This is a genomic window from Planococcus sp. RAB007_Raresut, assembly GCF_057369535.1.
The window spans coordinates 22,988-41,225 of the sequence record NZ_JBXYIF010000004.1; the positions used below are offsets into that span (position 1 = coordinate 22,988).

An 18,238-nucleotide genomic window follows, 5' to 3' on the forward strand; every position below is an offset into this window, starting at 1 on the left:
TTCCCCTTCCTTTTCGTTACAATAGTAAGTGAACGTGAAAACGTGACACCAAGAAACTCTTTAAACTAAGGACCATACACCCAAGGAGGCTTCCCGATGACGAATTTACAGGAAATTGCTCAATCCGAAGATTACGGGCAATTCGAATTGAAAGAATTATACCAAGCGACTCAAATGCTTTTGCAGGAGTTCCAAAAGACGAAAACGGAACCTGAAAAGCTGCAAGATATAATTGGCCACTTGAAGAAACGCCTCGAAGGACAAGCGGCGTATCCGCTTGCGATCCTGCTGGAGTCAAGCCAGCTGGGCATCCAACATCAATTGCAGAAGGACTGGAACAGCCCAATGAAGCAACGCCAGCTCTTCCTGTTCGAAAGTCTGTTCTTCCAGTTCCGCGGCAAAGTGCCGCCGACAATCTGGAATCAGATTTGCTTGAACTATGCGGAAGTACTTATTTACGTCGGCCGTTCAATGGATGGAATGCACGTACTTGAACAAATGGTTGAACATGAAAACGATGACCCGTCCTATCAGCGTAAAGACGCGGAACGCGGCTGGGGACTCTTGTTTTATTCCACGTTCCTCACCGGCAAGGAAGAAAAAGCCGATGCGCTTCATAAATCGCGCGAATTATTGAGCCAGGGCGCTGAGAAAATCACCGACGCCAATGGCCGCGCGCTTTACGCGGACCGCCTCAAGCTGGCGCAGAAAATGCTGGATGAAATCGGTCCGGTCGATGTCACGGCGAATTATAAGCCGAACTTTTTCGAAGGCCGCGAGAAAGAATACCGCGACTGGTGCGCGAAGCAGCATTTATTGCTTAATCACGACAACGAAGTCGATCCGGAAGGCACGATGAAACTCGATACGCTGCGCTACCGCTATAAAGGCCAGGATAAAGACCGCGGCGTGTTCCTCGAGGCTTTCATGGATTCGCTCATCGCCGAATTCACGGCGCACCGTGAGAAATTATACGACGCGCTCGAGCTCGACAAATCCGACCCGATGCGCAATGAGCAATTGAAAACCGTTTACCGTGAATCGTTCACGATGTTCAATAAAACCGCTCAGTTCATCAACCATTATTACAAACTCGATATTAAAAATCAGCACGCGGTCATGCAGCGTATCTGGTTCGAAGAAGAACATCCGAAAAATCCGTTGAAGCCGTTCATCCGTAATACCAAAAACAGCGCCCTCAAGGCATTGTACTGGTTATCTAAGGAAGTTTACGGCTACGAGCGCTCTGAATCCCAAAATCTCGCTATGATCCGCTCACTTCAAATTCGCGATCAATTGGAACGCAGTTTCGTTCAGGTCATCACGAAACAGGAAGAAATCGCAAAAACAGGCGAGCTCCGCAAATACCAGATGACGCAGGCTGAACTTGAACGCCTGGCGCTCTCCACCACATTCAAAGCGCGCAACGCGTTGATGTATCTTGGTTTTGCAGTGGGTATGGAGAAAGAATAAGTGAAATTGGAAAGCCGTCCCTCGTTGGTTGAGGGACGGCTTTTATTGTGTTAATTCATTTTCATTTACTTCTTCAAAACCCCTATTACTCTGCCGTTGATGTGAACATCTTCACTTCTCATCATAATCGGCTCGTAATCCGGATTTTCTGACATCAATAATATATTGCTGCCCATTAAAGAGTATTTTTTCATAGTTGCTTCTTCATCAATTACGGCAATGACAATGTCACCGTTGGATGCTGTATTTTGCTGATGGACGATGACGATATCGCCTTTTTCGATTCCCGCTCCAGTCATGCTGTCGCCAGTCACCGTAAGAGAAAATGTATCTGCTGGCGAAACCACCCAATCACGAGGGAAATAATTCATTGCCTCATAGTCCTCAGACGCGAGTGCCGGCATACCAGCTGCTACATTACCGATCAGCGGAACTGCAATTGTTTCGAGGACCTGCAGCAAAACATCCTCACCAGCTTCTTTTATTACGATTTCATCGGCTACATCGTTTTCCACAGCATACTCATATTGCCGGCCATTTTTCAGATTCATATACAAGCGCTTATTTTTCGTGTCTGGCAGGAACTGCGAGCGGCATTTTGGTAAATCCTGAACCTCTTCGCCCTGCCTGTCGATGATTTTAACTTCCAAACCATCCGTTGCAATTCCATAGAAGGCCCGGCTTTCCGCTTCCATATAAGATTTCAGCTGCACAAGCGCATCTTCTATTCCGGTTCCAAAACTTTTTACTTCCGCAAGAATATACGGTCGCGCTTCGCCACCGCTGTAAATATTCACTGCGACATCACAATAGCCTTTTTTGGAAAATTGCTGCACTTTATACTCCAATTCCAACAAATCATATGGATATCCGTATACTTCATGCAGTTCCCGAATCAGCCATTGGCGGACAACTTCTTCTTTGGAATGAAGATCGACCAACTGTTCCATCATTTGATAATTGGCCATGCTGATCGACTCGAAATGGCGGAGAGAGGCATCTTTCTTCATTCGCATATGATTTCTGTTAATTTCTTTAATGAATTTCGAAGGCAATTTCACTGACGACATATACAAGAGCTCATTAGCACGGGTCATGCCCACGTAAAGCAATTTGCGTTCATCCGTTTCAACTGTTTTTTGATCTTCTTCGTCCTCATACAGCTCTTGCGGAATCAAGCCTTTGTTCAGGTCAATCAAGAATATCACCTTGAATTCCAGACCTTTAATGGAGTGCATCGTAACGAGTTTCACTTTATCAGATTCGAAATCAGGGTTTTGGCTCTGCAAGATTTCACAGGGAATGCCGGCAAGTTCCAAGTCTGCGGCTGCGCTCTCGATGTGGCGATTGCCGCGTGCCACAACACAAATATCAGACAGCGCATAATCATTGCGAAGTACAGCAATTTCTTCCGCGATAAACTTCGCCTGCTGCTTTGGTGTATTGAAGAACCTGTAAATCGGTGGATGGCCATGTCTGTCAATTAAAGCCGGCTTGACGAAATCCACATTCGATTGGATATTTTCGTCTGCTTCAATCAGATTGAACGCAGCAGTTGAAATCTCAGTTGTGGTCCGGTAATTCTTGCTCAGCGTTCTGGACTTTCCGCTCATATCATAGCCGATCGTTGTATACGGCCTCCCTTTTCCAAGCCATGACTGTGGATAGATGCTTTGTGTATTATCCGCAACAAACATAAGCGAGGAATGGCTTTTCTCACGGTAAAGTTCGTTCAGGAATTCGAGCTGTACACGGGTAAGGTCCTGGCTTTCATCAATAATAATATGCGTGTAACGGTTGGTGTTTCCCCGACGTACTTCTTCCAGCGCAATCAAATTCATTTGCTTGAAAGTTACCTGGCCGTCTTTCGCCAACAATTCCATAAAGTGCTGTGAAACATCGAAAATTGCTGCTCGGAGCTGGGAATTCTTAAGCAGCTTTTGTGGTGTTCCACCGTCACCCGACGCCCGTCCTACACGGTCAGCAGACTGGTAAGCTTCCACATCATTCATAGAGCAAGCCAAGATCCACTCCACTTCATCCATTAAAAATTTGCTGTTTTTTGGTGACAGCAATTTTACGTCAGGATACGATTTCTTCGCTTCATGGATAGCCAAAATTATCGTCTTTCTCGCTTGTTCCTGTTTCGCGATTTCAAATCGCTTGCCTACACGCTTTTCATAACGCTTAAATTCCTTGAACAACAAACTGTCAATTGTCGCAATTTCTACTTCTGCATCTGAAGAGAAAAAGCGCGTTGCTTCCATTTGATCGGTATCCGCCATTCGGCCATATTGATGTTTTATGTAATGAAGCAAAGTTTTATTATATGTAACCAAAAGAATCCTATCATCCTCTTCATGGCAATAATGATCCTTTAAAAAGTTTATCCGCCGGATTGCCACTGTCGTCTTACCGGATCCCGCCACCCCTTTTACCAGCATCGGCCCTGTTGGCTCCAGTTCCACTATCCGTCGTTGCTCAATATTCAGCTTCACACCATACACCCCCTGAATTTACATCTTCTACCTATATCTTATGAATATCGTCGTTAAATAGCAAGGTAATAGTAATAAAATAGGGGATTAATGCAGCTTTTTGCTTATATAGAGATTATCTTAATATTATGAAGCTCTAAAAAAAATCTGCAGGTTGAAAAAAGCTTTCGCGGTTCGCGAAAGCTTCCTTTTAAAGATTGGACGTTTTTCGCATTTCGCCTGGTTTTGGCAAAATGCATCCATTACAAACTAAGCTCTCCCACGCACAAAAACCCATACAAAAGAAAAACCACCCCCAACAGACCCAAAAGTCTGCCGGAAATGGCTTGAAAACTAAAATTTATCTTTTATAACACGCTATTCGGATGCGGCTTCGTGATATCCACCGCATACACGTCGATTTTATTGACGATCAAGTCGCGGATGCCATAGATTGGACGCTCGTTGCGCTCCGTTTCTTCTATATAATCATTCACCTTTTCCTGCAGCTGGATGCCGACCGACTTGCCGCCGCTCGCATCCGTGAAACTCTCGCGGAAAGCCTGTTCGTACCAAAGGTTCGACACTTGAATATTCTTCAATGTGCCTTCCTCTTCATTCGTCCCCACCACCAGGTAATGGTTGCCGTACTCATCTCTCACCAAATCGTTGGTCTGGATTTTTTGCATACTCATCGTTTCATGTCCCCTTCCATTCATCTTTTTTGACCCATATGTAGGATGTCTTCCTTACTTTGTATTCTCTAATTCCACGCCAAATAAACCCGAAAATCAGAATCCGTCCTGTTTGCGGCGTGCAAGGTTTTATTCACCTGCCTCATCCTGCTCATTTTCTGGATAGACCACGACCGCACCATCGTCTTTTTTCACCTCAGCCTCAGCGCCCCACATGCCGACTTCGTGCTCGACAAGTTCGATGCTTTCATCTTTACTGTCAATGATGTGATGCACCTTATGCCCGTTCGCAACCAGCCAATTGCTGATCAGAAACCGGTGACAGCGGGATGGATGCCGCTCCGAGCAGCAATAAGCGACGCGTCGTTCCGCGGCAATCGCCAGTAATTCATCGATGCCATCTTTAAATTCATCGGTCAACGTATAATCGGCGTAATTATGGAAAGAACGGTTATTCCACCCCGCATTCACGTGGTCTTCAATTTCCTTGGACTTGCGGCGGCGTCCGCCAAGCTTTGGAAAATGTTGATACGTGATATTTTCGGCCTCCAGCCATTTTGGAAAAACGTCCTTTGAAAACTGCGGCCACTTGCGGCTGCCGGGAAAAGCCCGCACATCCGCCAGCACTTCAATTGAATGTTCCTTAAGCATCTTCTCAAAAAATTCCTTTGAATGGCTCGAATGGCCAATCGTGTAAATTTCCATTCACTTTCACTCCCATGTTTGCTCTTCCTATACACATTCCTGTCAGCCGGTGGAATTAAACACAGCCCTGCAAAAAGCCGCTTTCGGAATCCTTCCCGAAAGCAGCTGCGTATATCTTATCCTATTTTAATTTCCAATTCTTATTGTCGTTTTTAATGAAAGTTTCTTCACCTGTTTCCCGATCACGAATGATTTTGTCTTCAGTCGGGACGTCTTCTTTCCCTTCATCCGGAGCGTTCTCGTGCTCATTTTCGATTACATGCTTTTCCTTCTGTTCGTGGTGTTTGCCCTCAGTATTTTCCTTTTCATTCACGCTATCCAGGATTTTATCGATATATGAATCATTGCCTTCTGTATCTTTTCTTGTCATTGTGAATTCCTCCCATGCGAGCTTTTAGTCTTTATTTACCCAATCACCTGCAAAATAATCCGAGTGGAAATCGGCTGAAAGAATGTCCTTTACAATTCTTAACACGTTTGTTTCATACGCTTTACGTACCATTGAGATAATGAAACCGGCAAGAGAATGAAAGGAGCTGGAGAAAGCATGAAAATTGCAGTGATTGGCGACTTGCATTATCCGACGGTGAAAGAGGAATACGCGTTATCGCAGCGAGAACGGCAAGTTTTTTATGAAAGCTTTATGGCGCATTTTTTCTCGGTACCGGCTGACCTCTACGTATCCATCGGTGATTTGACCAACTTCGGCACGCAAGATGAACTCGAAGGCATTTACTCCATCATTGACCAGCACCAGAAACCGTTTGTCCATGTCCTTGGAAATCATGATGTCTATGCGCTGCCACGCGAGGAGGTTCTGAAGATTACCAAGCAGGACCGCTTTCATTCCCTGTCGACAGACTCCGCGGTGTTGGCCTTTCTCGACACTGCACAGGAGCAGAATTATGAAGACTGGGGCGGAACCTTAAATTTAGAGCAGCAATTCTGGCTCTCGGATGTCATTGAAGAATCCGGCACACGCCCGCTGCTCGTCTTTGGCCACCATCCCGTTTACGGCACCACTAAAAACTCCAGCAAAGAAAAACGTTCCATTTCACCCGACATTCCTATGTGGGATTTATTGAATAAAAAACAGAACGCCGGCCTGTATGTTAACGGCCATAACCATTTCAACTCGATTGCGGCGCGCGAACATTGGACTTTCCTGCAAATTGCAGCGGTGCTTGATGAGCAGGCCGTTCGGGTCATCGATATTTCGGATGCGATGATTTCAATCGATTACGTGCCATTCGTCGATCCAAACCTTAGGCAGCAGGCACACACCATCGGCTGCGCCATCGACCATTTCAGTCTTAATACGCATCGTCTCGGAACTGAAGCCGACGTGAAATATGCCATTCCCCTGGCTGCGCCGACAATTAAAATACCTTAAGGAGAGATCCGTATGAAAGACAATAAAAAGAAGCTTTCCGAAGAGGAAGCCACTCAAGCCAATCTGGACATTCAGGAAGAATTTGATGATAACGAAAAGCGGCGCGACGAAACTTCTTCTCCGGTTCCATTTGCCGCAAACAATACTGCTCCGTTAGCGCCGGATGAAAGTAAAAAAAATAAATAACTGGCCAAAAGCCAGGATTGCGGACTTTCCCGCTTTCCTGGCTTTTTCATTAGATGCATCTCCAGAAAAAGGTTTTATTGTGACAGATGAAGAAATTGAAAGAGGTGGATAAGATATGGTCGAATATAGAGAAAGGAGTTGAATAGCATGGAAAAAATCAATAAGTATATCAATAGTGTATTCACTAAAGAGGATGAGGTGCTTGAAGGCGTCATCAGATCCATCGAAGAACACGGCATGCGCCAGATCTCTGTGCCCCCGGCATCTGGGAAGCTGTTGACGATGCTCGTTTCCATTTCCGGCGCGAAAAATATTCTGGAAATCGGTGCACTCGGAGGCTACAGCGGCATCTGCCTGGCCAGAGGCTTCGGTTCCAAAGGGAAATTGACGTCGCTTGAACTGGAAGAGAGTTACGCAGAACTCGCCAAAAGCAATTTGTCGAAAGCGGGCTTTGAAAGTCAGGTCAATTACCTGACAGGTCCTGCGCTCGAAAGCCTTGAAAAACTGATTGACGAAGGTGCAAACTTCGACTTTTTCTTCATTGACGCCGACAAAGGCAATTATGTAAATTACCTCGAAGCCTGCATCAAACTCGCACAGCCCGGTGCAATCATCGTTGCAGATAATGTGCTGGCAGGCGGCAGTGTCGCAGATTCATCAATCGAACCGCGCCAAAACACTGAAATCATGAAGTCGTTCAATGAAATAGTGGCGAAACATCCGCAATTAGAGTCGCTGCTCATGCCGATTGGTGATGGGATGACGGTTTCGAAGGTGAGGAAATAAAGAAATGCGCAAAGGCGGTTGCCTTTGCGCATCTTTCTATAAAATTCTAAATTGAAATTTGCTTAACTCTAAACCCCTCGCCCACAACACTTCTTATACTTCTTTCCACTGCCACAAATACAAGGCTCATTGCGACCTGTCTTTTGTTCGCTAGCTCCTAAAGGGCGCAGCTCATTCGGCAACGGCACCGATGGATTACGTCGCGATATCTCACGAGGCGTGTGGCCGCAATTGGCCCACAGTCGCTGGTTGTTGGAGAAATTTATTGCTTTCTGCGCGACTTTATTGACATCTTCCATGTTTTCAAAAGTCGGGAGGTGCGAGAGCATGGCGGTCATCGCCGTATTGAAGGAGTCTGCAATCTGCAGATCCATGGCGAAGTTCCATAAAACTTGATCCACATCGACCGGTTGCAGTTTCGAAAAATGCGGTGTCAAAGCCGTTTTGAGTTCCTCATAAGCAATATTCTTTTCAATGTATCCAGTAATTTTGTATTTCAGAAGCTCTTCTTTTTCTGGCACGTACCAGTCTTTCCCTGCCTGTTCCTGCTGAATTTTTTCTGGAGAACCCATATCCTGCAGCAACGGATGCACGAAATTCATGCCTTCCCTCACCACAGAACCTTTCGTTTTTTCTCTCCATTCTTTGGAAGTGATCAGGCTCACAAACGTATTCAGCTTTACATACATCTGCGGATTTTGTTTGTTGAAAATAGCCACGACTTGTTTGTCTGGTACAATCCCGTACAGATTCGTGCAGGCACGTACATAATCGTAGAAAAGCTCCTCATCCAAACTATCAGGCAACTCAGGGAGTTCCTGTTCCTCTTCCACCAAGTATTTATCTGAAATGATTGCGTGATTCACGTGATCGATTTTATTCCATTCCGTCTTCTGGATTTTAAAATGCTTCAGGATCTGATTGGTCCATTTCCGGTCATAGGTCCGGAAATTCTGTTCCTTGCTCCACCACAGCAGGTGGTCGTGGTCGGGATGCTGCGGATCGGCCAGCACTTGTTTCATATGAATAAAACCGGGAACGCCGCCCACGTCTTCCGGCGGAGCATCGCCAGCTCCGTCCAATAAAGTCGGATAGCCAAAATGGTAGTCTTCGACGATTTGTTCCAACTCGATGTGAAATTGCCAATTGTCGCCAAAATCGTATGTATAGGACAATTTGCGATATTTCTCCAAAAACTCATCAATTTTCAACGTCTGCGGCTTGCGTACTTTCAGCCGGCCTTTCTTTTTCCCTTTCGACTCCTCGTAGATAATCGGTTCATCCGTCACGAGCAAGTTCTCCTCCGGCAAGCGGAACTCATGAAAATGATAAGTCATCTCCATATAAGAACTGCGAAAATTTGTGGACTCCTGAATGATGGCATGCAGCTTCTGAAACGTTGCTCCTGCCGGCAATATGATGCGCCGCCAAACCTCCGGCTCCAATTCCAGCATTTTAATCTTGACGATATACGCCTTCATCTTAACACCTGCTTTTTCTTTTTAGCATAACATAGGGGAAATGGACGAGTAACACTCTCGTCCATTTCCCCTTCCTGTTACCTCACAATACTCCGTTTCTTAATCGCTCGAATCCAAAATCCTCCGTATATCGTTTTGGCGTCATAAGCCACGATAAATGCATTCGGATCCAATTCCTTTACCGTCTTATAGAGATTGACTTCCTGCTTTTTCGGCATCAGGATCTGCAGTGAACTGCGTTTGCCTTCAAAACCGTTCGTCTCCCAATCTGTCACACCGTATCCCCGCTCCCGCAGCTGCACCGCAAGCGCCCCGCTGTTATCCTGCGAAATGACGCTGGCTGTAACATATCCCAGGCTCAGCTTGTCTTCGATTTTCGAACCGACAATGATGCCCGCCGCAAAGCCAAGCGCATAGGCCAATAAATTCTGGATATTCCCGACATTATCAAGAACCATTCCAAGTCCCAGTAAATTGATGATGACTTCCAGCACCGACAAACCGGCTGCTGAATATTGATAGCCTTTCAATGTCAGGATCATGCGAATCGTCGACAGGGTGACGAAGCTGAGGCTGATACTGAAAATGATGACAATCAAAAGAAGAGGATGCATATCCATCCAGTATTCCCTCCGTTCAGTTATGTAATATTTTCCATATTTTTTTATTCGATATAATCTTTTTCCCCTGTCGAAAAAGAATAAACGCTCTGGGAGATAATTGCGACATATCTCATAAGTAAATTGAGAGGAATGTAATCTTTCATTCCATCCCATAGAAATAGCTGCAGTTCAGAACCAAATCTGGTCCTGAACTGCAGCTATTCTTACTTATCGAAAATGATCCTCCACATATTCAGCTTCCTGCTCCGCAGACATCAAACCTGTTGCCCTTCCCACAGTGCCGTTATGCCAATTCCAGATTGTATTATGAACCGATACCGAATTGCTGAAATCGCCGTCCTGCCAAGCCATCAGCGTTTGCTCGTAAAAATCGCTGTGCTCATAATAATCGTAGTTCTCTTTGACGATTTTCAGCATGTTGCCGATATTTTCTTCCGACATCTCAACAGCGCCGCGCTTCTTATCCGCGGTGATTTTCTGGTGCGTCATCTGGTGAAGATAAATCTGCACACGTTCTTCTTCCATATCGACATCCGCATTATCCACAGACTTCTTTGCCTGCGCCGTTTCTGTCGTCTCTGCACTCACTTCGCGCTGGTCGATTTCCTCAGCGACTTTACTGATTTCCCCACCGTCACTTGCCAAAAAATCTTGGACGAACCAATACCCTGCACCGCCGAGCACCAGCAATCCTATGACTGAAAATAAAATCGTTCGAAGTAATTTTTTCATATTAATCCCCCTCCTCTACATCATCAGCATGGCTAGAAAATTTTTATAATTGCAATAAACCGTGTATACCTATGCTATAAGACCTATCCAAGTATACAGGAAAATACTCACGAATTCTTTCATTTTGCCTGACAAAATTTGGAGCCCCAAATTTCGGCTTTATTCAAATTAAATGCCAGAAAAAAGCTTATCGTTTAGAATTATAGGGTACATTTTTACAGTAGCAGGATTAAATGAAAAAGGAGCAATGCCTGATGAACTTTGTTACATTGAACAATAACTTAAAAATGCCGCAACTTGGTTTCGGCGTATGGCAAGTAGAAGATGCAGAGGCAACGAAAGCTGTAGCGAAAGCGCTGGAAACAGGATACACTTCCATCGATACCGCTATGATCTATAAAAATGAAATCGGTGTGGGCAATGCATTGAAAGAAACAAAAGTGCCCCGCGAAGAGTTGTTTATCACAACTAAAGTCTGGAACAGTGACCAAGGCTATGAAAATACCTTACGGGCATTCGATGAAAGCCTTGATCGTTTGGGTCTTGAATATGTGGACCTTTACCTGATCCACTGGCCGACGCCTGAATTCGACGAGTACATCGATACATATAAGGCGATGGAAAAATTGTATAAAGATGGCCGCGTCAAAGCGATCGGCGTCTGCAATTTTGAAATCGAGCATCTGGAGCGTTTGCTTGCGGAATGCGACGTGCCGCCAGTATTGAACCAAGTGGAATGCCATCCATACCTGGCACAGAATGAGCTCAAGGAATTCTGCGCGAAGCATGATATTTATGTGGAAGCATGGAGCCCGCTGGAACAAGGCGGCGAAGTGCTGCAGGATGAAACAATCCACAAGATTGCCGAAGCTCACGGCAAAACGCCAGCTCAAGCTGTCCTTCGCTGGCACCTGCAGAACGGCACAATCGCCATCCCGAAATCTGTCACGCCGTCCCGCATCGAAGAAAACTTCGACGTCTTCGATTTTGAGCTGACAGCGGATGAGATGGAACAGATCAATGCCTTAAATAAAGACCGCCGCAAAGGCGCGCATCCTAATGAGATGAATGTACGATAATAATAGGAAAAATCCGGATGAGCGATCATCCGGATTTTTTATGGAATAAAGTATGGTGAAATGGGCTTCATCCTTGTTGTTTTTGTTGGTTTTTCGCTTTTCGCCTGCGAAAAGCATCCATTTGTCTTTGGCTCTGGGGTTTTGGAGGGGTTTGAGGCAGCATGTAGCCGCTCTTATTTCCAGTATTTGGACTTACTGTCCATTGCGAATGGAATACTGTCCGTTATGGATCAAATACTGTCCATTAGAGTACATTTACTGTCCATTAGACACTCTTTACTGTCCATTAGAGATTTTCAGCTCAAACTGCTTCCTATTAATGTAAACTCGAAGACTAAGCTACACCAGTTATTCATTGCATAATATTCCCAGCCTAAAACCCACACACCTGTCCCCTACTTAAACCAGCCCAGCCTCCTGAACCAGCCAAACATCGCCACCGCCAGAACCACCATCACGACCAAGGTCAGAAAGTAGCCATATTGCCACGTCAGCTCCGGCATGTGTTCGAAATTCATGCCGTAGATTCCTGCGATGAATGTCAGCGGCGCGAAAATCGACGTGATGATGGTCAGGACTTTCATGACGTTATTGGTCTGATGTGAATTCAAGGAAAGATAGCTGTCGCGGATATCCGCCGTCAGTTCTCGGTTCGACATGACCATTTCGGACAGTTTCAGCAGGTGGTCGTAAATATCCGAGAAATATTCGCGCCGGTCCTGGATTTCATTTAAATGATGCGAATTCAGCATGCGGTATAAAAGATCGCGCATCGGGTTGACGGTTTGCCGCAGACTGAGCAGCAGCGAACGTGAATCGAAGAGTTCCGTCATGAGCACGTCCATCGATTTCTGCTGTGTATTGTCTTCGATTTTCGCGAGGCTTTCTTCTATTTCGTAAACGAGCGGGAAATAATTATCGACGATTTTGTCGAGCACTTCGTAAAACACATAGAACGGATTCCATTTCTCCAGGTTCCGGTGCGCCAAAAGCCGCTGCCATACCTGATTCACTTCTTTCGAAGCGCTCCAATGGAATGTGACGATGAACGAATCGCCGACAAAGAAATCCAATTCTTCTTTGACCAGCTCCATCTCCTCTTCCCGCACATTATGCGTGACGAAGAACGTGTGGTCATCGTAATAATCCAGCTTCGGCCGCTGCAGCCGGTGAATGCAGTCCTCGATTGCCAGCGGGTGGAACTTGAACGTATACGCCAAATGCTGGAGCTCCTCGTCCGTCGGCTGGTCAAAATCCGTCCAGAACCATTGATACCGCGAAAAATCCACTTCTTCCAGCGGAATGTCCGCCTCTAATTTATTGTCGTGTGTAATGCCTATCACTTTAATCATCTATGTACCACCTTTTGCCCGCCGGCTGATAAGCCATGACGGATTTCTTCTATACTCCATATACTACCCTTTTTCACCATAAATTAAGGCTGTTATTTAAACAAACAATTTCCTGTCTTCAATAAAACCCAAATAGTGTACACTAACATTAGGATTTTATTAACCCACAAAGGAGCACACTGATGGAAACGACCACATTCGCGATAAATGAAACGACAATCAATGAAATTCAGCAAGCGTTCAAAGAAGAAAGACTGACTTCCGTCGAACTGGTGCAAAGCTATCTCGACCGGATTGAACAATATGATAAGAACGGCCCGAAAATCAATTCGGTGCTGTCACTGAATCCTGACGCGCTCAAAATTTCAGCCGAACTGGATGAAATGCGCGGACAGGACGGACAAGGTCCGTTATACGGCATTCCTGTCCTCCTGAAAGATAATATCGAAACGACTGATGCGATGCCGACGACAGCCGGTGCCATCGCGCTTGAAAATAATTTCGCGCGCCAGGATTCGTTTGTCGCTGCCCAATTACGGCAAGCTGGCGCCATCATTTTGGGCAAAGTCAATTTGAGCGAATGGGCTTATTTCATGTCGAAGGAAGGTCCAAGCGGCTACAGCGGCCTCGGCGGACAGGTCCTTAATCCCTACGGCGTCAGCACATTCAAAGCCGGTGATGTCGGTGGTTCAAGTTCAGGAACGGGCGCTGCCATCGCCTCGAATTTCGCGGTTGTCGGCGTCGGCACGGAAACAGCGGGTTCGATTTTAAGTCCGGCCAGCGCCAATTCGATTGTCGGCATCAAGCCGACCGTCGGCCTCATCAGCCGTACCGGCATCATCCCGATTGCGGAAAGCCAGGATACAGCTGGACCGATGGCTCGCACTGTTACTGACGCGGCGATTATGCTCGGTGCGCTGACCGGAATCGACGAACGCGACCCGGCCACGCAGGCAAGCGCTGATAAAGCGTTGACCGATTACACGCCTCATCTGAAAGCTGAAGGATTAAAAGGTGCCCGCATCGGCGTCGACGTTTCGTTTTTGAACGACGAAGAGCCGGAAGAACGCGCCATCATCGATCAGGCCATCGAAGTGACGAAAGCACAAGGTGCAATCATCGAAGAAGTGGAGATTCCCGTCGAACCTTTCCAGTCAGATGTCCTTTGGTATGAATTCAAACGTGGCGTCAATGCTTATCTGCAGACCACATCCGATGACGTTCCTGTCAAAACGGTGGCAGAAGTTATCGAGTTCAACAAACAAGATCCCGAGCGCCGCATGAAATTCGGCCAAGCGGAACTGGAAAAATCCCAGTCGATGAGCGATGACCCATCAGACCCGCGATACCTGGAACATCGCGAAACCGATTTGCGGACCGCAAAAACGGAAGGCATCGACGCCGCCATGGCGAAACACAATCTGGATGCTTTGTTATTCCAGGACAATCGCGGCGCTGGCATGCCGGCAAAAGCGGGTTACCCGTCCATCACCGTTCCAGCCGGCTACACAAGCAACGGCCATCCCGTCGGCGTGACGTTCAGCGCGTTGGCGTTCAGCGAAGCGCGTTTGATCGAACTGGCTTATGCTTACGAGCAGGCTTCCAAAAAACGCATTGCCCCAAATCTCGAAAACTATTAAAGGCATAACAAAACACCCTCTGCTGACAAGCTGGTATCGACATACCGGCAGCTCAACGGAGGGTGTTTTCTGATTTTATTCGAATAAAGGACTGACGGGCTTTTCGTTATGCACGTGTTCAATCGCTTCCGCTAATAACGGCGCGACCGAAAGAATCGTGATTTTCGGCGTGCGCTTTTCTTCCGGCACATCGATCGTGTTCGTGACGACAAGCTCGGTCAAAGCCGAGTTCTCGATGCGCTCGATCGACCGGCCGGACAGCACCGGATGCGTGCAGCAGGCGTAAACGGCTTTTGCGCCGTTTTCGACAAGCATATCAGCAGCGAGTGCAATTGTTGTCGCTGTATCGACGATGTCGACGATGATGATGACGTTCTTGCCTTTGATATCACCGACGATGTTCACGGTTTCAGGTCCGCCCGGCTCTTCCTGACGCTTATCGATGAAACCGATCGGCACGTTCAGGTGGTCCGCCAGATTGCGGGCTCTGCCCAGACCGCCGTTGTCAGGTGCTACCACGATGGCATCTTCCAGATTCTTATCTGCAAAATGTTTCTTGAGAATCTTGCCGCCGCGCAGCTGATCAACCGGCAGATTGAAGAATCCCTGGATTTGAGGGGCGTGGAAATCCAGTGTGATGATATGCGTCGCGCCAGCTTTTTGAAGCATATTGGCCACGAGCTTCGCCGTAATCGGTTCGCGGGAAGCCGCTTTCCGGTCCTGGCGCGCATAGCCGTAATAAGGGATAACCACATTGATCGTATTGGCGGATGCCCGCTTCAACGCGTCAATCATGATGAGGAGTTCCATCACATGTTCATTGCCAGGCTGCGAAGTCGACTGCACGAGATAAACATCCGCACCGCGGACACTCTCTTCGATATTGATCTGGACTTCCCCATCACTGAAACGCGTGATGGAGCTTTTGCCCAGTTTGACGTCGAGCAGCTCAGCAATTTCCTGTGCCAGATCGGGGTTGGAATTCAAGGTGAACAATTTGAAGTTTTTGCGTAATTGATAAGGCAATGGGTGGGCCCCCTTCTAATCAAGATTATAAAAAAGTTGCATCAACAAATAGCAGTCATATATTCCTTTCTTCCAATGAAAGAAGTCTCAAGAGATATGGAGCAAAACAGCAGAGACTCCCAAGGGAACAGAAACGGAGTTGGCTTTCCAACTCCGTTTCGACGAAGTGCAAGATCCACTCTAGTGAGATACTGCCACAGCTAGATGTAAAAACCGTGCTCCTGCATCGCTGCGCTGCTTCGTCGCAAAGAATTAGCCTCGTATACTTCGGCTAATGTCTTCGGAGCTGTTTTGCGGAATATCGACTACTAAAGCATATTAGTGCAACTTTTATAGATAATTTTATGATACCGTTTTCCGGCCGCAATAGCCAACGGTTCGCGGGTATTTCCATTCTTCATTGAATTCGGGTAAATGCGCTGGCGTTCTTTTCCGTATGGCATTATGGTTATAATAAATAAAAAATGAAAGTGGGAAATTGAATGTCGTTTACGGATTTATCGATTGCTGCTGATGCTAAGATTCTGCCCATCCAGGAAATTGCCGAACGTGCCGGAGTTCGGGATGAAGCGCTGGAGTTATACGGAAAATATAAAGCGAAAATAGATGTCAATTCCTTGCCGCCGGCTGCTGGCTTAGGGAAAGTCGTTTTAGTGACGGCGATCAGCCCGACACCTGCGGGTGAAGGCAAATCGACGGTGACAGTCGGGTTGGCGGATGCATTCAATAGAATGGATGAATCGGTAATTGTGGCTTTGCGTGAACCTTCACTTGGACCCGTCATGGGCGTAAAAGGCGGCGCGACGGGCGGCGGATTCGCACAGGTGCTGCCGATGGAAGATATCAATCTGCATTTCACCGGTGATATCCATGCCATCACGTCTGCGAATAATGCGCTGGCCGCGTTTATTGATAACCACCTGCACCAAGGCAATACGCTGAACATCGATCCTCGGCGAATCACGTGGAAACGCGCACTTGATATCAACGACCGTGCGCTGCGCCAAGTGACGATCGGGCTCGGTGGACCGGCTGGCGGCATCCCTCGCCAGGACGGTTTCGATATTACAGTGGCATCTGAAATTATGGCGGTTCTGTGCCTCGCGACATCTTTGGAAGATTTGCGAGAACGGCTGGCGAGCATGGTTGTCGGCTATACGTATGACAGAATGCCGGTTATGGTGCGTGATCTCGGTGTTGAAGGGGCGCTGACTTTATTGCTTAAGGAAGCTTTCAAACCGAACTTGGTGCAGACGATCGAAGGCACGCCTGCGATCATCCACGGCGGACCATTCGCGAACATCGCGCACGGCTGCAACTCGCTGATGGCGACGAACACGGCGAGACGGCTGGCGGACATCGTGGTGACCGAAGCTGGATTCGGCGCAGACTTGGGTGCCGAGAAATTCATGCACATCAAATCGCGCAAAGGCGGCTTCCACCCGGATGCGGTCGTGATCGTGGCGACGGTGCGGGCGTTGAAGATGCATGGCGGCGTGGAGAAATCGTTGCTGGGTGACGCGGATGCGGATGCAGTGCGGCGCGGCATGGTCAATCTGGCCAAACACGTGGATACGATTCGCCAATTCGGCGTCGAGCCGGTGGTGGCGTTGAACCGTTTTGTTAGTGATAGTGAGGGTGAAATTGCGGAGATTATATCGTGGTGTGAAGCTTCCGGCGTGAGTGTGGCGTTGACGAATGTGTGGGAGCAAGGCGGCGCCGGCGGTTTGAAATTGGCGCAGCTTGTGAAAGAAGAATTGGCGCGGCCGAAAGACTTTTCGATGTTGTATGACGAAAGCGATTCGGTGGAAGAGAAGCTTCGGGTGATTGTGCAGAAAGTTTACGGCGGCGCTGATATACAATTGACGGATAAAGCGCAGAAGCAGCTGGTCGAACTGAAGAAATTCGGCTGGGACGCGTTGCCGATCTGCATGGCGAAGACGCAGTATTCGCTATCGGACCAGCCGAAACTGCTCGGCCGCCCGGAAGGCTTTACGGTGACGATCCGCGAGATCATGCCGAAACTTGGCGCTGGCTTTTTGGTGTGCTTGACCGGCGACATCATGACGATGCCTGGCTTGCCGAAGCAGCCGGCGGCGTTGAAAATGGATGTTGGTCCTGATGGCGAGGCTATTGGGTTGTTTTAGGGTTGGGGAGTTGTGAGAGTTGTGAGTATGTGAGTATGTGAGTTTGAGTTTGAGTTTGAGTTTGATAATTGTGTCCCCGGAAGCTGCGGCTTTTGGGGATTTTTTTGTGGGGTTTGAGGGGATATTTTGCTGAACGTTGATATATTCTCCTGAGCGTTGATATAAATTTTTTAACGGAGATATATTCTCCTGAGCGTTGATATAATTTTTTGAACGGAGATATATTCTCCTGAGCGTTGATATAATCTTTTGCAGCCCATTTTGACCTCTTCCTAACCCTCATTTTTGAAGGGAAATCGGTTTTATTCGCGATAATCTTAGATCAAGTGCTGAAAGAAAGTGCTAAACGGATGCTTTTCGCCCCGGCGAAAAGCGAAAAAGCCATACTTTGCTTCCGTTAAAATATTTTTAGAATTTTTAAATAATGACGTTTTTGAATGCTA

Annotated in this window: 16 protein-coding genes; 7 read left to right on the forward strand and 9 right to left on the reverse strand. The window is 47.1% G+C overall.

What is annotated here, in order from left to right:
• Nucleotides 1-96 precede the first annotated feature (96 nt).
• Nucleotides 97-1,473 (forward strand): LA2681 family HEPN domain-containing protein, encoded by a 1,377-nt coding sequence (locus AC2Q9J_RS09055; RefSeq protein ID WP_499039176.1) that lies wholly within the window; start codon nt 97-99, stop codon nt 1,471-1,473.
• Nucleotides 1,474-1,538: 65 nt separating this feature from the next.
• Here the strand turns inward: AC2Q9J_RS09055 and lexA are convergent, their stop codons facing one another.
• The 4 genes from lexA to AC2Q9J_RS09075 form a co-directional block, all read right to left on the reverse strand.
• On the reverse strand, nt 1,539-3,971 hold the full coding sequence (lexA, locus tag AC2Q9J_RS09060) for a transcriptional repressor LexA (RefSeq protein ID WP_499039178.1): 2,433 nt from the start codon (nt 3,969-3,971) through the stop codon (nt 1,539-1,541).
• A 347-nt stretch (nt 3,972-4,318) separates the two neighbouring features.
• Nucleotides 4,319-4,645: a hypothetical protein gene (locus AC2Q9J_RS09065; protein WP_499039180.1), complete on the reverse strand. Its 327-nt coding sequence runs from the start codon at nt 4,643-4,645 to the stop codon at nt 4,319-4,321.
• A gap of 129 nt (nt 4,646-4,774) precedes the next feature.
• Nucleotides 4,775-5,350, reverse strand: coding sequence for a DUF488 domain-containing protein (locus tag AC2Q9J_RS09070; RefSeq protein ID WP_499039181.1), 576 nt, complete (start codon nt 5,348-5,350; stop codon nt 4,775-4,777).
• Nucleotides 5,351-5,471: 121 nt separating this feature from the next.
• Complete coding sequence (locus tag AC2Q9J_RS09075) at nt 5,472-5,720, reverse strand: hypothetical protein (protein WP_499039183.1); 249 nt, start codon at nt 5,718-5,720, stop codon at nt 5,472-5,474.
• A gap of 177 nt (nt 5,721-5,897) precedes the next feature.
• On the opposite strand from AC2Q9J_RS09075, the gene AC2Q9J_RS09080 reads away from it, so the two are divergent.
• The 3 genes from AC2Q9J_RS09080 to AC2Q9J_RS09090 all read left to right on the forward strand — a co-directional run bounded on the left by AC2Q9J_RS09080 (nt 5,898) and on the right by AC2Q9J_RS09090 (nt 7,715).
• Nucleotides 5,898-6,743 carry a metallophosphoesterase family protein gene (locus AC2Q9J_RS09080; RefSeq protein WP_499039185.1) on the forward strand — a complete coding sequence of 282 codons (846 nt, stop codon included), beginning with the start codon at nt 5,898-5,900 and terminating at the stop codon, nt 6,741-6,743.
• Nucleotides 6,744-6,755: 12 nt separating this feature from the next.
• Complete coding sequence (locus AC2Q9J_RS09085) at nt 6,756-6,929, forward strand: hypothetical protein (protein ID WP_499039187.1); 174 nt, start codon at nt 6,756-6,758, stop codon at nt 6,927-6,929.
• A 147-nt stretch (nt 6,930-7,076) separates the two neighbouring features.
• A complete protein-coding gene (locus tag AC2Q9J_RS09090) occupies nt 7,077-7,715 on the forward strand; it encodes an O-methyltransferase (protein ID WP_499039189.1) in 639 nt (212 codons plus the stop codon).
• 68 nt (nt 7,716-7,783) lie between these two features.
• On the opposite strand, the gene AC2Q9J_RS09095 is transcribed toward AC2Q9J_RS09090, so the two are convergent.
• The 3 genes from AC2Q9J_RS09095 to AC2Q9J_RS09105 all read right to left on the reverse strand — a co-directional run bounded on the left by AC2Q9J_RS09095 (nt 7,784) and on the right by AC2Q9J_RS09105 (nt 10,551).
• Complete coding sequence (locus tag AC2Q9J_RS09095; protein WP_499039191.1) at nt 7,784-9,196, reverse strand: IS1096 element passenger TnpR family protein; 1,413 nt, start codon at nt 9,194-9,196, stop codon at nt 7,784-7,786.
• A 77-nt stretch (nt 9,197-9,273) separates the two neighbouring features.
• Complete coding sequence (locus tag AC2Q9J_RS09100) at nt 9,274-9,816, reverse strand: DUF2179 domain-containing protein (RefSeq protein WP_499039192.1); 543 nt, start codon at nt 9,814-9,816, stop codon at nt 9,274-9,276.
• Between the two features lie 210 nt (nt 9,817-10,026).
• A complete protein-coding gene (locus AC2Q9J_RS09105) occupies nt 10,027-10,551 on the reverse strand; it encodes a DUF6241 domain-containing protein (protein WP_499039194.1) in 525 nt (174 codons plus the stop codon).
• A gap of 254 nt (nt 10,552-10,805) precedes the next feature.
• Between AC2Q9J_RS09105 and AC2Q9J_RS09110 the strand changes: the two genes are divergently transcribed.
• On the forward strand, nt 10,806-11,630 hold the full coding sequence (locus AC2Q9J_RS09110; RefSeq protein WP_499039196.1) for an aldo/keto reductase: 825 nt from the start codon (nt 10,806-10,808) through the stop codon (nt 11,628-11,630).
• 395 nt (nt 11,631-12,025) lie between these two features.
• On the opposite strand, the gene corA is transcribed toward AC2Q9J_RS09110, so the two are convergent.
• On the reverse strand, nt 12,026-12,982 hold the full coding sequence (corA, locus tag AC2Q9J_RS09115) for a magnesium/cobalt transporter CorA (protein ID WP_499039198.1): 957 nt from the start codon (nt 12,980-12,982) through the stop codon (nt 12,026-12,028).
• A gap of 182 nt (nt 12,983-13,164) precedes the next feature.
• Between corA and AC2Q9J_RS09120 the strand changes: the two genes are divergently transcribed.
• Nucleotides 13,165-14,622 carry an amidase family protein gene (locus AC2Q9J_RS09120; RefSeq protein WP_499039200.1) on the forward strand — a complete coding sequence of 486 codons (1,458 nt, stop codon included), beginning with the start codon at nt 13,165-13,167 and terminating at the stop codon, nt 14,620-14,622.
• Nucleotides 14,623-14,697: 75 nt separating this feature from the next.
• Here the strand turns inward: AC2Q9J_RS09120 and AC2Q9J_RS09125 are convergent, their stop codons facing one another.
• On the reverse strand, nt 14,698-15,648 hold the full coding sequence (locus AC2Q9J_RS09125) for a ribose-phosphate diphosphokinase (protein ID WP_499039202.1): 951 nt from the start codon (nt 15,646-15,648) through the stop codon (nt 14,698-14,700).
• Nucleotides 15,649-16,130: 482 nt separating this feature from the next.
• Here AC2Q9J_RS09125 and AC2Q9J_RS09130 point away from each other — a divergent pair, with 482 nt between their 5' ends.
• Entirely contained in the window at nt 16,131-17,795 is a 1,665-nt protein-coding gene (locus tag AC2Q9J_RS09130) for a formate--tetrahydrofolate ligase (protein ID WP_499039204.1), read from the forward strand.
• Nucleotides 17,796-18,238: the final 443 nt, after the last annotated feature.

Coding starts and splice junctions, on each gene's coding strand:
- AC2Q9J_RS09055 (WP_499039176.1), top strand. CDS start 97: ATGACGAATTTACAGGAAATTGCTCAATCCGAAGATTACGGGCAATTC.
- AC2Q9J_RS09065 (WP_499039180.1), bottom strand. CDS start 4,645: ATGAGTATGCAAAAAATCCAGACCAACGATTTGGTGAGAGATGAGTAC.
- AC2Q9J_RS09070 (WP_499039181.1), bottom strand. CDS start 5,350: ATGGAAATTTACACGATTGGCCATTCGAGCCATTCAAAGGAATTTTTT.
- AC2Q9J_RS09075 (WP_499039183.1), bottom strand. CDS start 5,720: ATGACAAGAAAAGATACAGAAGGCAATGATTCATATATCGATAAAATC.
- AC2Q9J_RS09080 (WP_499039185.1), top strand. CDS start 5,898: ATGAAAATTGCAGTGATTGGCGACTTGCATTATCCGACGGTGAAAGAG.
- AC2Q9J_RS09085 (WP_499039187.1), top strand. CDS start 6,756: ATGAAAGACAATAAAAAGAAGCTTTCCGAAGAGGAAGCCACTCAAGCC.
- AC2Q9J_RS09090 (WP_499039189.1), top strand. CDS start 7,077: ATGGAAAAAATCAATAAGTATATCAATAGTGTATTCACTAAAGAGGAT.
- AC2Q9J_RS09095 (WP_499039191.1), bottom strand. CDS start 9,196: ATGAAGGCGTATATCGTCAAGATTAAAATGCTGGAATTGGAGCCGGAG.
- AC2Q9J_RS09100 (WP_499039192.1), bottom strand. CDS start 9,816: ATGGATATGCATCCTCTTCTTTTGATTGTCATCATTTTCAGTATCAGC.
- AC2Q9J_RS09105 (WP_499039194.1), bottom strand. CDS start 10,551: ATGAAAAAATTACTTCGAACGATTTTATTTTCAGTCATAGGATTGCTG.
- AC2Q9J_RS09110 (WP_499039196.1), top strand. CDS start 10,806: ATGAACTTTGTTACATTGAACAATAACTTAAAAATGCCGCAACTTGGT.
- corA (WP_499039198.1), bottom strand. CDS start 12,982: ATGATTAAAGTGATAGGCATTACACACGACAATAAATTAGAGGCGGAC.
- AC2Q9J_RS09120 (WP_499039200.1), top strand. CDS start 13,165: ATGGAAACGACCACATTCGCGATAAATGAAACGACAATCAATGAAATT.
- AC2Q9J_RS09130 (WP_499039204.1), top strand. CDS start 16,131: ATGTCGTTTACGGATTTATCGATTGCTGCTGATGCTAAGATTCTGCCC.